Annotated in this window: 12 protein-coding genes; 8 read left to right on the top strand and 4 right to left on the bottom strand. The window is 60.8% G+C overall.

Annotated elements, in window-relative coordinates; all coding sequences use genetic code 11:
- The first annotated feature begins 234 nt into the window (after window positions 1–234).
- From O6760_RS19625 to O6760_RS19615, 3 genes are all read left to right on the top strand, one after another.
- Window positions 235–1,809: a sensor histidine kinase gene (locus O6760_RS19625; protein ID WP_269581395.1), complete on the top strand. Its 1,575-nt coding sequence runs from the start codon at window positions 235–237 to the stop codon at window positions 1,807–1,809.
- Between the two features lie 16 nt (window positions 1,810–1,825).
- Window positions 1,826–2,653, top strand: a complete 828-nt coding sequence (locus tag O6760_RS19620; RefSeq protein ID WP_269581394.1) for a response regulator — start codon at window positions 1,826–1,828, stop codon at window positions 2,651–2,653.
- Between the two features lie 232 nt (window positions 2,654–2,885).
- Complete coding sequence (locus tag O6760_RS19615) at window positions 2,886–3,218, top strand: hypothetical protein (protein WP_269581393.1); 333 nt, start codon at window positions 2,886–2,888, stop codon at window positions 3,216–3,218.
- Between the two features lie 35 nt (window positions 3,219–3,253).
- On the opposite strand, the gene scpA is transcribed toward O6760_RS19615, so the two are convergent.
- Entirely contained in the window at window positions 3,254–5,419 is a 2,166-nt protein-coding gene (scpA, locus tag O6760_RS19610) for a methylmalonyl-CoA mutase (protein ID WP_269581392.1), read from the bottom strand.
- Complete coding sequence (locus tag O6760_RS19605) at window positions 5,416–7,431, bottom strand: methylmalonyl-CoA mutase family protein (protein WP_269581391.1); 2,016 nt, start codon at window positions 7,429–7,431, stop codon at window positions 5,416–5,418. The genes scpA and O6760_RS19605 overlap by 4 nt, the downstream gene beginning before the upstream one ends.
- A 499-nt stretch (window positions 7,432–7,930) precedes the next feature.
- Between O6760_RS19605 and O6760_RS19600 the strand changes: the two genes are divergently transcribed.
- Window positions 7,931–8,632, top strand: coding sequence for a helix-turn-helix domain-containing protein (locus O6760_RS19600; protein ID WP_248154015.1), 702 nt, complete (start codon window positions 7,931–7,933; stop codon window positions 8,630–8,632).
- A 97-nt stretch (window positions 8,633–8,729) separates the two neighbouring features.
- Here the strand turns inward: O6760_RS19600 and O6760_RS19595 are convergent, their stop codons facing one another.
- Window positions 8,730–9,137: a DUF4332 domain-containing protein gene (locus O6760_RS19595; RefSeq protein WP_269581390.1), complete on the bottom strand. Its 408-nt coding sequence runs from the start codon at window positions 9,135–9,137 to the stop codon at window positions 8,730–8,732.
- A 46-nt stretch (window positions 9,138–9,183) separates the two neighbouring features.
- Window positions 9,184–9,576 (bottom strand): DUF2780 domain-containing protein, encoded by a 393-nt coding sequence (locus tag O6760_RS19590; protein WP_269581389.1) that lies wholly within the window; start codon window positions 9,574–9,576, stop codon window positions 9,184–9,186.
- Between O6760_RS19590 and O6760_RS19585 the strand changes: the two genes are divergently transcribed.
- The 4 genes from O6760_RS19585 (at window position 9,575) to O6760_RS19570 (ending at window position 14,320) form a co-directional block, all read left to right on the top strand.
- On the top strand, window positions 9,575–9,721 hold the full coding sequence (locus tag O6760_RS19585; RefSeq protein ID WP_269581388.1) for a hypothetical protein: 147 nt from the start codon (window positions 9,575–9,577) through the stop codon (window positions 9,719–9,721). The genes O6760_RS19590 and O6760_RS19585 overlap by 2 nt on opposite strands.
- A gap of 72 nt (window positions 9,722–9,793) precedes the next feature.
- On the top strand, window positions 9,794–11,353 hold the full coding sequence (locus O6760_RS19580) for a helicase HerA-like domain-containing protein (protein ID WP_269581387.1): 1,560 nt from the start codon (window positions 9,794–9,796) through the stop codon (window positions 11,351–11,353).
- A gap of 9 nt (window positions 11,354–11,362) precedes the next feature.
- A complete protein-coding gene (locus O6760_RS19575; protein WP_269581386.1) occupies window positions 11,363–12,340 on the top strand; it encodes a cation transporter in 978 nt (325 codons plus the stop codon).
- 63 nt (window positions 12,341–12,403) lie between these two features.
- Window positions 12,404–14,320 (top strand): mechanosensitive ion channel domain-containing protein, encoded by a 1,917-nt coding sequence (locus O6760_RS19570; RefSeq protein ID WP_269581385.1) that lies wholly within the window; start codon window positions 12,404–12,406, stop codon window positions 14,318–14,320.
- Window positions 14,321–14,349 lie beyond the last annotated feature (29 nt).

Genomic DNA, 14,349 nt, shown 5'->3' with positions numbered 1-14,349 from the left:
GGCCCGAACACTCAACCTGAAGAAGAGACTGTCAAAGTAAATTCTCAAATATAATCCTTATTGACGCTTTTCCCCACAAGATACTGAGTTTGAATTCCTTTTTTTTCAAAACAACACTCAAAATCCCCGCCTGGAAAATCAATTGTTAACAATATCATTTAAGTTTACATATACAACTTTTGGTATTTTATAACGAATTCTTGCGATCTTCCCCTAAGACAGATCGGCAAGAAAATGAACCACTACATAGACAATTGCTATGATCCGGCGAAACTCATCCAGTGCCTGGCAGCCTCACCGCATCAAGGCATATCGGTTCTCGACGCCAACCTGAAACTGGTTCTGATCAACGACGCAGCCCTGCGGATGCTGGACATTCCGGCCGATATCATACAGTCGGATCCCTATCTGAGCACCATCTTCAAATACAACGCCGAGCGCGGCGACTATGGTCCCGGAAACCCGGAACAACAGATCCGCGAACGCATCGAACTCGCCCACAGGCGCGAGCCGCACGACTTTGTCCACAAACGCCCCGACAGCAGGGAAATCAGGGTCCAGGGAACTCCGCTGGGAGACAACAGGTTCGTCACTTTCTACACCGACGTGACCCAGGAACGGCGCCAGAGCCGGATCCTGAGGGAAGCCAGCGAGTTTTTCGAAAAAAAACTGCGGAAGAAAACCGAGGAGGCAAAATCCACGCGCGACATGCTCCTCAACGCCGTGAACGCGATTTCCGACGGCGTCATGATTTCCAACGTGATCGATCAGGCCATCCTGGCCAATGATCACTTCCGGGAATTGTGCCCCATCGTCGACGATTACATCCGGGAAGAGAAGACTGCGACCGAACTCATCGATACCCAGTTCAGGAACAATCCTTCCGTTGACCTGAACGAGATCACCAAGAACAACGAAACCCTTCTGGAATGCCGGCTGCCGAACAAGCGCTGGTATCGTCTCCTGAGTTCCCCCACTCGGGACGGACACACGATCTGGACCTTTTCGGACGTCACATCCTACAAGAAGCAGCATCGCCTTCTGCAGCAACACACCAATCAGCTGGTGAAACACCTGCAGCAAGAAAAAGAACTGAACGAAATGCAGCGCGCCTTTGTCTCCATGGCCTCGCACGAATTCCGCACGCCGCTTGCCATCATTGACAGCAATGCCCAGAGGCTCACGCGTTCGGCCAGAAAGCTCACGCCTGAAATGGCGACCGACCGCTCGGAGCGCATTCGCAGCGCGGTTGAGCGCATGCAATACCTGCTGAACCAGTTCCTGAACGCGTCGCTGACCGACAACGGCGAAATCCAGCTCAACATTTCGGCGGTTTCGCTGCCGCAGGTCATCGGTGAAGTTTGCGCGCAAGCGGCCAAGATGCACCCCGATTACACGTTCCACATCGAAACGGACCGGCTTCCCGATGAAATCGAACTCGACAGGCGGCTGATCGAGCAATGCCTGATGAACGTTGTCTCCAACGCCGCCAAATACTCGCCGAAGGAAAAGAACATCTTTATCGAGGGCAGCAAGAACGACAGGTTCGCGATCATATCGGTGAGGGACAATGGTCTGGGCATTCCGGAAAGCGAACTGCCGAGAATCTTCAACCGTTACTTTCGCGCCTCCACGTCGAGCGGCATCGCCGGCACCGGCATCGGCCTCAGCATGACCAACATGCTGATCCGGAAACACCGCGGCAAGATTGAGGCGCAGAGCAAGGTTGGCGAGGGAACGACCGTTTCCATTTATCTGCCGAGAACCGACTGTCCTGAATTGTCGCAGGCAACCGCACAGGCGAGCTGAACGGATGGATATGCCCATGGACGAGAAGAAGGCCACGATACTGTGCATCGAGGATGAAGAGGAACTCCTCGAGGATCTGTGCGAGGAATTGCAGGAAGCCGGCTACCGGTTCCTGAAGGCAACGGACGGGCGCGAAGGCCTTGAATGTCTGAAGCAGGAAAAGCCCGATCTCATCATCTGCGACATGATGATGCCGAACATGGACGGTCAGGCGCTTTTGAAGGAGCTACGAGGCAATTTCTCGAAATTCGACGACGTGCCGTTTGTCTTCCTGACCGCAAAGGCCACTCGTGACGACATTATCGCGGGCAAGCGGCTGGGTGCTGAGGAATACCTGACAAAGCCGGTCGATTACGATCTCTTGCTGGCGACCGTGGAATCCAGTCTGGCGCAGGTCGAGCGGATCCAGAACCGGGACCGCAAGAAACTCATGCAAATCTACCAGATGTTCAAGAAGCAGCGCGGAACGGAACGGGAGATCCGGGTCGCCTTCGTCACCGACAATCCCCAGACGATCGCACCCTTGTCCACCGCGCTGACCGACCTGGGCTGCACGATCAATTTCGTCACGGAAAAGCAGCTTGCGCACAAGACATTCGATCTTTCCAACACCGACATTGTCTTTCTCGTCTACAGCAAGATCGTGCACTACTACCTGCGATACATTGCCGACAAACGCGATAGCAAATGGACCGGAACGTCCGTTCTCCTTGCGCCGTCGACACTGAGTTCAAATCAGAAGGACGCTTTTCTGGAGAACGGGATCGACGAGTGCATTCATTATCCCTACCCGCCCATAGACATCTTCAAACTCATCATCAAGCGCTTGAAAAACGCCGCCTGAACGCTCCAGCGGTGCCGGGGTGCGGGCTTCCTGAAACGGGAAACGGGTCAAGGCAGCCCGGAGACAGCCTGACCCGGCTTTTCGGTCCGGTCTGATCGCGCGGTTAATCCGTTCCGTAAAATCCGATTCAACTGCTGCGGACCGACACAAGTCTTCCAAAAGCTTCGTGAGTTACAACTCTCCTTGTAAGTTTCATCACTGGCTGAAATTCGGATACAAGGAGGACTGCGACGTGCCATCGACAGACGCAAAACATGCAGGCAGGACCTCTCCCGCGACAAGAGCGAGACTGCGCGGCGGAAAACTCATGGACATGGCAAGGGCCTTGATCACCACCTGCACGCTCTATGATCTCGAAAACGGCAACACCGGCATCATCGTGCCGGGTGGCGAAGGCGCCGACCTGCCGGAGACCTTCTACATCGAGGACGAGGGCGACCACAGCCTCGGCCTGGCACGCGTCACGACCAGGGCCCGTCCCCATCTGGAGATCGCCTATATCGACCCGCCTGTTCCGCTGAATGCGTTTGCCAGTCGTGATGTTGGCAGACGACGCTCCGCCTGAGCTGCCTCTCTGAGACGGCCGGGTTTTCGAGAACCCTATTCCGCCGCTTCCGCAGAACCGTAGCCCAGTTGCTCGTTGAGCTTGCCGATCAGACCGATCGCCGCCTCGGCGATGACTGTGCCTGGCGGAAAGATTGCAGACGCACCGGACTTGTAGAGTTCATCGTAATCCTGAGGCGGCACCACGCCACCGACCACGATCATGATGTCTTCCCGGCCCTCATCCGCGAGTGCCTTCCTGAGCGCCGGCACCAGCGTCAGGTGACCTGCCGCGAGCGAGGACACCCCGACCACGTGAACGTCGTTTTCCACCGCCTGGCGGGCAGCCTCTTCGGGGGTCTGGAACAGCGGGCCGATATCGACGTCGAAGCCGAGGTCGGCAAAGGCCGAGGCAATCACCTTCTGGCCCCGGTCGTGCCCGTCCTGGCCCATCTTGGCCACGAGGATGCGCGGCCGGCGGCCATCGTTGTCCTCGAAGGTCTCCACCAGCTTCTGAACCTTGTCGATCGTGTCGGCCATCGCGCCGGCCTCCCGTTTGTAGACGCCGGCAATCGACTTGATCTCGGCCTTGTGCCGGTCGAAAACCTTTTCCATTGCCAGAGAAATCTCGCCGACCGTGGCTTTCGCCCTGGCCGCCCTGACGGACAGGTCGAGGAGGTTGCCCTCGCCCGACGAAGCGCATTGGGTCAGGGCCTCCAGCGCCGCCTGAGTGTCCGCCTCGTTACGCTCCGCGCGCAGGCGCTTCAGCTTGTCGATCTGCGCCGCGCGCACCTGGGCGTTGTCCACCTTGAGGACGTCGATCGCCTGTTCGCTCTCGGGCTTGTACTTGTTCACGCCGACCACGGTCTGGGCGCCACTGTCGATCCGCGCCTGGGTCTTGGCGGCGGCTTCCTCGATACGCAGTTTCGGGATGCCCTTCTCGATGGCTTTGGCCATGCCGCCGAGCTCTTCCACTTCGCGGATATGGGCCATCGCCTTTTCGGCAAGATCCGCGGTCAGTTTCTCGACATAGTAGGATCCGCCCCAGGGGTCGATCACCTTGGTGGTGCCGCTTTCCTGCTGCAGGAACAATTGGGTGTTGCGGGCGATGCGGGCCGAGAAGTCCGTCGGCAGCGCCAGCGCCTCGTCGAGCGCATTGGTGTGCAGCGACTGGGTATGTCCCTGGGTCGCGGCCATGGCTTCGACACAGGTCCGGATGACGTTGTTGAAGACGTCCTGTGCGGTCAGCGACCAGCCGGAGGTCTGCGAATGGGTCCGCAGCGACAGGGACTTCGGGTTTTTCGGCTGGAAATTTTCTTCCATCAGCGTCGCCCAGATCAGGCGCGCGGCACGCAGCTTGGCCACTTCCATGAAGAAGTTCATGCCGATGGCCCAGAAGAAGGACAGCCGCGGCGCGAACTGGTCGATATCCATCCCGGCGGCAACCCCTGCCCGGGCGTATTCGATGCCGTCCGCGATCGTGTAGGCCAGTTCCAGATCCGCCGTCGCTCCGGCTTCCTGCATGTGATAGCCCGAAATCGAGATCGAGTTGAAGCGCGGCATGTTCTGGGACGTGAACTTGAAGATGTCCGAGATGATCCGCATGGAGGGCTGCGGCGGATAGATATAGGTGTTGCGGACCATAAACTCCTTCAGAATGTCGTTCTGAATGGTGCCCGACAGGTCCTTCTGCTGAACGCCCTGCTCTTCCGCGGCCACGATGTAGAGCGCCAGAACGGGAAGCACCGCGCCGTTCATGGTCATGGAGACGCTCATCTTGTCCAGCGGAATGCCGGAAAACAGGGTGCGCATGTCATAGATGCTGTCGATCGCCACGCCCGCCATGCCGACATCGCCGGCCACCCGCGGATGGTCGCTGTCATAGCCCCGGTGGGTTGCCAGGTCGAAGGCCACGGACAGGCCCTTCTGGCCGGCCGCCAGGTTGCGCCGGTAAAAGGCGTTGGAGTCTTCGGCCGTTGAAAATCCCGCATACTGGCGCACGGTCCAGGGCTGCTGGACATACATGGTCGGATAGGGTCCGCGCAGGAAGGGCGGCAGGCCCGGCCAGGTGTCAAGGTGTTTCAGCCCTTCGAGATCCGCGGCGCCATAGACCGGCGGGACTTCGATTCCCTCAGGCGTCTCCCAGGCGTTCGCGTCGCCGCGTCCGGCTTCCGGTACGCGGTTCTGGAACGGTTTGTCGGCGTAGTTCGGGATCCTGCTCATTGTTGGACCTCCAGATCGGTAAGCTCGGCGCCGTAAATCGCCTCTAGCCTGTCATGCGCGCCCTCAAGCAGGGCCAGAAGATCGCATCCGGCGAAGAGGTACTTGTCGATCCCGGCAGCCTCGTAAGCGGCCTCCTGCGCGCCCGGGCGCCCGGCGAGATACACCAGGTTTGCCCCTGCCGCCTTGAGCGCCTCGGCCGCGGCAACCGCCTGGGCCTCGTAGACCTCGTCGGAGGACACGAGACAGGCCAGGACCGCGCCGCTGTCGCGGAATGCCTGGACCAGGTCCTGCAGTGTATCATAGACAGCGACACCGACGGGCTTCACCCCGCCGGCCGCAAAGGCATTTGCGGTCCAGGTGGCGCGGGCCGTGAACTGCGCGAGACCGCCAAGTGTCGCCAGGAACACCTGCGGCGCAACCGCCTTGCTCGTTTCAAGGGCATCCGCCCTTGCCCTCAGGGCCTCAAACGGTTCCGCCAGCCGGCCTGAGCCGAGCGTCGGCTGCGACGTGTCGCGCGGCAACTGCTCCAGCCGCATGCCGAGATCCCGCAACGGGCCGCCCTGAAGCGCCAGCCTGCGCAATGCCGTGAAACGTTCGCCGTTGCCCGGCTCGGGCAGGTCCTGCGAGGGAGACGACGGACCTGCAAGACCGGACGCCTTGTTTTGTGCCATCACGGCAACCTTCTTTTCCGACAGATCCGGAAATTCACTGACACCGGTGATCGGACGCTTGCGCCGGGCTATATCGGAGGTGCGCGCCTCCCGGGCCGAGGTGATCCGTTCCTGCACCAGGCCCGTGCGCACGGCGTCCATCAGCCCCCCAGCCGCCTCGATCTCCTGGAAAAGCGACCAGGCGGTTTCGCACAGCTTGCCGGTCCGGTCCTCGATGGCACCGGAGCCGGCGGCGGGATCGGTAACCTTCGCCAGATTGCTTTCTTCCAGCAGAATGGACTGGGTGTTGCGTGCCAGACGGCGGGCAAATGCGTCCGGCAATCCGACGGCAAGCGTATGCGGCAGCACACAGATACTGTCGGCACCGCCGATGCCGGCGGCAAAGGCGGCCACGGTGTTGCGTAGCAGATTGACCCAGGGGTCACGGCGCGTCAGCATCCTGTAGGATGTGCTCATATGCAGCGGCATTGCGGTCTGCGGCAATCCCGCTCCGGCGAGGACCGAGGACCAGAGCGCCCGGACCGCGCGTGCCTTGGCGATGGTGCCGATCTGGGCGGCATCGGCTATGACGGTGAGGGAAATGCGGTCTGCCCAGGTTTCCGGAGCCAGGCCGGTGCCTTCGAGCATCCTGAGATGCTCCGTGGCGCCGGCAAGCACAAGCGCCAGCTCCTGCGCAGGCGTCGCACCCGCCTCGTGCCAGATCCGCCCGTCGGCCTTCATCATCCGCACCGGACTGCCGAAGGCGTGTGCGGAGACGATGGCGTCCCGGAACTGCCGGAAGGCGTTTTCCATGTCTCTCGGCGCGACCCCGTTCGCGGCAGCCCAGCCATAGGGGTCGAACCCCGCCGTCAGGTGTATGGAGGATGGATCGATCCGGTGTTTTTCCAGATAGGCCAGCAGCAGCGCCAGCACTTCGATAGTCTTGCTGCCCGCCTCGAAACGCAGGTCGATGAGGTTCAGCTGGACGCCGTCAAGCAGCCTTTCAAGCCCGCCTGGATCCTCGACATGGATGCCGTTGCCATGGGCTGCCGCGGCACCCGAAAACACCAGCTCAAGTCCGCTCGCGCCACCTTCCAGGTCCTCGAGGATTTGCGCATTGGCCTCCCCCGCATCCGGAATGTCGATCCTTTGCACAATCGACCAGTCCTGCCGCGCGCCGCGCAGCGCGCGGGCCGGCGTGTCGAGGCGGCGCGAGTAAAGAGGAGCGATCTCCTGGCCGTCATCCGTCTCGCCGAAAAGTTTCTGGCGCGGCGCTCCCTTGAGCGCCTTGTCGACGGCACTCCACCAAGCCGCTTCGTCCGCGGAATAAAACTGTTCAGGACCGGTAAAGCTGTTGGGCATCGTTTTCATCTCCCTGGCCCCGTTTTAGTCCCTGCCTGCAAAGATTGGCAACTCAGCAGAAAGGGTAAGCTTTCCGCTTCGGCGGAGGTCTTTCTCACGGGATGTTGCCGCACACGGCAAGACTCAAATTGGGCATTACTTAATTCGGGAAACGAAAAAATCCGACTTCGAGCAAACCGGATGTCTGCTCCAGAACAACCGCGAACGCTGACCTTTCTGGGATACTACTTATTTGGCGCAATATGATGGTTCTTTGCCAATTTTTTGGCGGATTAAGCTAAGTTTGCCAGTTTTCCCTATTGGTATGATCATCAATTGTATTGTAGCGTATGTGTGCTGACGCATGGGAAATTCTACCCGTATAACAAATGCGCGGCACCCGGATCCGGCCTGCCCCTCACCTGGAACAGCCGGAAACGTTTCACCCATCAGCGGCTGGTCCGGCATTTGTCGGCCCGGGCGCAAATAGCGGCATATCAAGCCGCAAAGGATGTGCACAATGCTTGATCAAACGGAATTGAAAAGCAAACTGAGAGCCATCTCGGAAGCAAACGCCGCCCATCATGTTCTCGACATTCTGGAATCCAATCTGCGGCGCATGGGGGCGACGCATATCCTCATAACCGGCCTGCCGATGCCAAACCGTCCGATCGACAATCTGGTGCAACGGTTCCGCTGGCCCGACCAACGCAATGACGGAATTGAAAGCACGTCGCTGTCGGCAAATGACAGCGCACTCATGCTTGGCCTAGGCTCAAACAGGGCCAGGGTCTGGACCATCTCCGCCGGCGACATGGAACATTCCGACCTCCTGGCCTCCGCGGGCGAAGGCAGCCAGATCGTGGTGGTTCCGGTCACGGAGCTCTATCCCTTCCAGGCCTTCGTGTTCGCAAGCGGACCGTCGCTGCAGGTCAACAAATACGACCTTTCCAACCTGGAAGTGCTGTCGGCAGCCGCCTTCTCGCGCCTGCGCGAACTCGGGGTAATCTCCGGTCAGCGCCCGGGCGCTCTGTCCACCCGCGAACGCCGCGTGCTGGAACTGACCGCCTACGGCAAGACTGCCGGCGAAATCGCCGACGTGCTCGACATTTCCCAGCGGACTGTCCACGCACATTTGCAAAATGCCAGTGTTAAGTTGAACGCTTCGAACAAGACCCACACGGTGGTTGAAGCGCTTCGCTACGGCCAGATCAGCGTTTAATACTGGCGCATGCAAGGCTGATGAGTTTCAGGGGCTAATGAAAGGCGCGCTTCCGGCGCGCCTTTTCTTGTTTTGGAACCTTGCGTCCGCAGTGACCTCAGTAGGTCATCATCGGCGGCAGTTCCTTGGCCTGGTCGACCCACTTGGTCACCTGGCTCTCGCTCGGCACCTGACGCACGAGTTTCTTGTCCTCGTTCACTTCGGCCATCTTCTCTGCCAGGTTGGCCGCGTTGCGGTGCTTGAGTTCCTTCACCGTGTCGACGCCGGCCGCTTCCAGGAGCTCGGAATATTCCTCACCGACACCGCTGATGCGCATCAGGTCGGCCATGTTGGCCCATTTCAGGATCCGTTTTCCGTCAATGCCGGTTTCCTCTTCCAGCGCCTTGCGCCCCTTCGGATCCTTGGCACGTTCCAGATAGGCCTCGGTCGTCTTGATGCCGAGCTCGCCGAGCTTGGCAGCATAGGTCGGACCGATGCCCTCGATTTCGTCGATGGAATAAGACATCCGCACAGAACTCCCTAAATCACTCCGCAGCCGAACCGTGGGGCGGTCAGACGATTTGGCTCAACCCCGGAATTTGTGAAACCACTTCATTCACAACGTCATCCCCCGCTTTTTCCTTAGCATAGGAAATGAGTTCCTTGGCAACACTTTGAACGCCATCCATGTCGAGGCCGATCCCATTGAGCTCGCTGAGGGCCGCCATGGCCCCCATGCCGCCGCCCATCATGCTGCCAAGCCCTCCAAGAAGACCCCCGCCGCCACCGGCCGACTCGCGCGCGGCGACCAGCTCCTGCGCCCCGGGCAGGGCATCGAAGATGAGCTGCATCTTGTCGTCCGGACCTTCCTTGTTCAGAAAGCCGAGAATGATACCGATCGCGCCTTTGGCCGTGTCTTCATCGATCCCGGCAGCCGCCATGATCCGGTTGATGAGGTCTTCCATGAAAATCTCCCGATTGAACTTCGGCAGCCGGCTTGCCGGCGCCTTCTCCGGCTCCTCTATACAGGCCCTGGAGCGCATTCGTCGATGGCCAATTCCGGGTCTGTCCGGCAATCCGCGCGCCGACACGCCGCCGGAGGCGCGTTGACCGAACAGAATGGTTCTCTCTCGTCATGAAAGGTTCTAGTCTGCGCGAAGAATTCAGGATTCGGGGGAAAACGTGACGGCAAAAGACGGTATCTTCATTGGCGCCAGCACCAGGGACGAAACGCTGACCCTCAAGCTCGCCAACCGACACGGGCTGATTGCGGGCGCCACCGGCACCGGCAAGACCGTTTCGCTGCAGATCCTCGCGGAAGGGTTTTCCAGAGCCGGCGTGCCGGTGTTTTGCGCCGATATCAAGGGCGATCTGTCGGGCCTTGCCGCCGACGGCGTCTCCAAGGACTTTCTGGAAAAACGCGCCAGGGAAGTCGGTCTCGGCAAAAGCTATCGATACGAATCCGTGCCGGCGGTGTTCTGGGACCTGCTCGGCGAGCAGGGGCACCCGATCCGCACGACCGTTTCGGAAATCGGCCCCCTGTTGCTGGCGCGCCTGCTGGAACTCAACGACACCCAGGAAGGGGTTCTGAACGTCCTGTTCGAACTTGCCGACGACGAAGGCCTGCTGCTTCTGGACCTGAAGGATCTCAGGGCAATGCTGGCCCATGTCGCCGAACGCGCTTCGGAACTCTCGACGATCTACGGCAATGTCTCCAAGGCATCCGTCGGCGCCATCCAGCGCCGCCTCCTCGTGCTGGAACGCCAGGGCGGCGAGAACTTCTTCGGCGAGCCCGCGCTCGATATCCGTGACTTCATCCGCACGGCTCCGGACGGGCGCGGCATCGTCAATATCCTGGCAGCCGACAAGCTGATGACGTCGCCCCGTCTCTACGGCGTGTTCCTGCTGTGGCTCCTGTCGGAACTGTTCGAGGAGCTTCCCGAGGTCGGCGATCCGGACAAACCCCGCCTGGTGTTCTTTTTCGACGAAGCGCATCTGCTGTTCTCCGATGCCCCCAAGGCCCTGGTTGAAAAGGTGGAACAGGTGGTCCGCCTGATCCGTTCCAAGGGGGTCGGTGTCTATTTCGTCACACAGAACCCGCTCGATGTTCCGGAAACCGTGCTCGCCCAGCTCGGCAACCGCATTCAGCACGCGCTGCGTGCCTTCACGCCGCGCGACCAGAAGGCCGTGCGCGCGGCCGCCGAGACATTCCGTCCCAATCCCGACCTTGATACGGAACGTGTCATCACCGAGCTGGGCGTCGGCGAAGCCCTGGTTTCGACCCTTGAGGGCAAGGGCATTCCTTCCGTTGTCCAGCGCACGCTGATCCGGCCGCCCTCGTCCCGTCTCGGCCCGGTGACCCAGGCCGAAAGGAGAACCCTGATCCAGTCGAGCCCTGTGTTCGGAATCTACGACCGCACCAAGGACCGAACCTCCGCATATGAAATTCTGACCGGCCGCGCGGAGGAGACCCAGCGCCAGGAAGAAAAGCGACGGGAAAAGGAAGACAGCTACGCGAAGAAGCACGGAGAGCCGCGGCGCTCCCGCTCGGGCTTCCAGCTGCCCGATTTCGGTCGCGACGACCGGCCCCGCCAGGAAAGCCGGCAACGGCGCAGCAACCGCCGCAGTCAGCGGGACACGGTCCTGGAAGCAGGTCTCAAGTCAGCGGCGCGAAGCCTTGGAACCTCGTTGGGCAGGGCCCTCGTCCGTGGCCTGCTCGGGTCGCTGAAACGCGGCAACTGAGGTCCCGGCATGGCTGATGACAGGGCACATCACATGGCCATCGAACGAAAGGCCCTCGGCGTCGGCAAATGGGCCAACCTGTTCATGGCCTTTGCCGGGCTTCTGACCGCGTGGCTCTCGCGCTCAGACGCCATGCTGGTGGACGGGCTCTATTCGGCGGTCAATTTCCTGTCGGCCATCGCCGCCGCAAGGATCGGTGCCCGTGTCGGCCTGCCGCCAACGCGCGCGCGGCCCTGGGGACACGATTTCGACGAGGTGCTTTACGTCACCTTTCGCAGCCTGATCCTGATCGGGGTCCTCGTTTTTGCCGCCGTTGTTTCGGGCATGAAGATCTGGACCTTCTTTTCCGGCGGCACGGTGCCGGAACTCATCTTCGGGCCGATCGCGGTCTATGCTGTGGTGATCGTCGCCATCTGCCTGGGTCTCGCGATCAATTTCCACATAGCCTACCGCAGAACCGGCAGGAAAAGCGCGATCCTGAAGACGGAAGCCCAGGCGGCCCTGATCGACGGCGCCCTCAGCCTGGGGTCAGGTGCCGCCCTTCTCTCCCTGCCCTTCCTGGAAGGCACGTTCCTGGGGCCCTATGTCCCGATCGGCGACGCGGTCATCGTGCTGGTCCTGATCCTGGCAATCGTCTGGCAGCCCCTGTCCACCTTCCGCACGACCCTTGCCGATCTTGCCGGTGTCAGCGCTCCGGGTGCCACCCACGCCAAGGTCGCACGCGCCGCCAGGGATCTTGCCCGTGAAAAAGGCTACAAGGTTCAGCGCTCGGCGGTTCTGCAGGCCGGGCGCGTGCATTGGGCCGTTGTCTATCTCGACCCGGAAGGTCCCGTTCTCGCAAAGGACGTGGATGCGTTTCGGGATGCCCTGGCCGCACGGCTGGAAGACCTGATTGGGGCAACCCGCGTCGAAATCGTGGTGACCGCAACCGGCGGATTGGCTGCGCCCCGGCTTACAGCCAACGCACAACCACCACAGATTCCCTGAAGTAACAGGATGGTTACCCCTTGAAGTTAATGCTGCGGGTCAGACAACCGCAGGTGAATGGCAATGCAAAATCGGGGCAATGGGACACGGACATCACATGGCAGTGCCGGTTGGGCGCGTGTCCTCCTGCTCTGGCTGACCGTCCTGCTGCTTGTCCCGGGTGCATCGGCCCGGCTGAGCGCGCAGGAGTCCCGCCCTTCATCCGCTGTGGGCGAAGAAGGTCAAGGTGAGCTCGATCCCGAACGGATCGCGCTCGCGCGCGATTATCTCCGGGACAATCCGATCTCCCCGCCGGATACGACAAGCCCCCGCGCGACCATGGAGAGCTTCGTCTTCATCATGAACGAGGTGGATGCGCTGTGGCTTGCCGTTCGCCAATCCTACGACAACAGCAACCGTTGGTTCCTGACCACGGAAGAACGTCAAAAGCTGGTCCTCGTTCGGGCCCTTCTGGACAAAGCCGCCCAGACCTTCAACCTGAGCGAGATACCCGTCACCTCCCGTGACAACGCCAGCATTGAAATCGCGCTTCAGCTGCAGGAAATCCTCGACCGGATCCCGACACCGGTGCTCGCCGACATTCCCGGGGCGCCCGCCGGCAGTTTCGTGCACGCGAACGGTGCGTCCGATCTGCCGGAACACTGGACAGTGCCCGGAACCAGCATCAGCATCCGGCGCCAGGACACCGGGGAAGCAAGGGGCCACTACCTGTTTTCAAAGGATTCGGTCGCACGCATTCCCGAAGACTATGCCGTGGTGCGCGCGTTACCGCTCAGGGCGGACCGGGGCGAGGACCTGTTCGAATATTATATCTACACGCCGGGAAACCTGGTCGCGCCGCTCTGGTACGATGTCATCGAGGCCGGTCCGGCCTGGCTGCATTTCCACTTGGCGGACCAGGCCTACTGGCAGTGGCTGGCGCTCATGGTATTGCTCGCGGCTTTCGCCGGCCTGCTGGGCATTTATGTACGCTGGCGCAGGTGGCGCGCGGTCTCGGTCAATGAAGGCGCACGGATCGGCCAGGCGCTCGTAAATCCGGTCCTCGTGATCGTCGCCGCCAACCTGTTCCGTTACCTTTGCGAAGACCAGATCAACATTACCGGCACGGCTCTCGTGGCCATCGGCACGACGACTACGGCAATCGTCTGGTCCGCAACGGCATGGCTCGTCTATCAGGTTCTGCAATTGCTGTATGTCTGGATTGCCGCCAGTTCCGGTCCGGAAAAGAAAGGACTGGATGCGAGCCTTCTGCGGACCGGGTTCAGGGTCTTTTCCCTCGGTGTGGCCCTTGTTGTTCTGGGATACGGCGCCACCCGGATCGGCATTCCGATTTACGGGGTGATTGCGGGTCTGGGTGTCGGCGGCCTTGCCATCGCACTTGCCGCGCAACCGACCATCGAGAACCTGATCGGCGGCATCATTCTCTATGCCGACCGCATGGTGCGCGTCGGCGAGTTCTGCCAGTTCGACGACCTTGCCGGCACGGTAGAATCCATCGGCATCCGCTCGACCCGTATCCGCGCGCTTGACCGGACCCTGATCACCGTTGCCAACGCGGATCTCGCCAAGCGGAAAATCATCAACTTCAGCCAGCGGGACCAGTTTCATTTCCGGCACAGGTTCGGACTGCGCTATGAAACCGGCGCTGCGGAACTGAAGGAAATCCTGACCGCGCTGCGCGCCTATCTGGAAAGCCACGACAAGGTGCTTGCCGAAACGATGCGCGTCCGCCTGATCGGCTATGACGATTACGCCGTCACCGTCGAGGCCTATGCCTATGTGCTGGCTCCGGCCTATGCCGACTTCCTGGAGATACAGGAGGACATGCTGTTCGAAATGCGGGCCCTGATAAAAGCCGGGGGATCCGAAATCGCCTTTCCCTCGTCAACGGTCTACCTGTCCCGGGACACCGGCCTTACCGGTTCCGGGCCCCTTGCTCACGAGCCTTCTTCCGGCGACAAGGACACGCAGGCGGCCTGATCAGCCGAAGGGATGCGGCCGGCCGGATA

Source organism: Roseibium sp. Sym1, from assembly GCF_027359675.1.
GTDB lineage: Bacteria > Pseudomonadota > Alphaproteobacteria > Rhizobiales > Stappiaceae > Roseibium.
The sequence above is the reverse complement of the archived record's forward strand: the minus strand, read 5'-3'. Positions and strand labels throughout refer to the sequence as shown.

Coding starts and splice junctions, on each gene's coding strand:
- O6760_RS19605 (WP_269581391.1), bottom strand. CDS start 7,431: ATGCCCAACAGCTTTACCGGTCCTGAACAGTTTTATTCCGCGGACGAA.
- O6760_RS19620 (WP_269581394.1), top strand. CDS start 1,826: ATGGACGAGAAGAAGGCCACGATACTGTGCATCGAGGATGAAGAGGAA.
- O6760_RS19590 (WP_269581389.1), bottom strand. CDS start 9,576: ATGGAAGACCTCATCAACCGGATCATGGCGGCTGCCGGGATCGATGAA.
- O6760_RS19600 (WP_248154015.1), top strand. CDS start 7,931: ATGCTTGATCAAACGGAATTGAAAAGCAAACTGAGAGCCATCTCGGAA.
- O6760_RS19595 (WP_269581390.1), bottom strand. CDS start 9,137: ATGTCTTATTCCATCGACGAAATCGAGGGCATCGGTCCGACCTATGCT.
- O6760_RS19585 (WP_269581388.1), top strand. CDS start 9,575: ATGAAAATCTCCCGATTGAACTTCGGCAGCCGGCTTGCCGGCGCCTTC.
- O6760_RS19570 (WP_269581385.1), top strand. CDS start 12,404: ATGCAAAATCGGGGCAATGGGACACGGACATCACATGGCAGTGCCGGT.
- O6760_RS19625 (WP_269581395.1), top strand. CDS start 235: ATGAACCACTACATAGACAATTGCTATGATCCGGCGAAACTCATCCAG.
- O6760_RS19575 (WP_269581386.1), top strand. CDS start 11,363: ATGGCTGATGACAGGGCACATCACATGGCCATCGAACGAAAGGCCCTC.
- scpA (WP_269581392.1), bottom strand. CDS start 5,419: ATGAGCAGGATCCCGAACTACGCCGACAAACCGTTCCAGAACCGCGTA.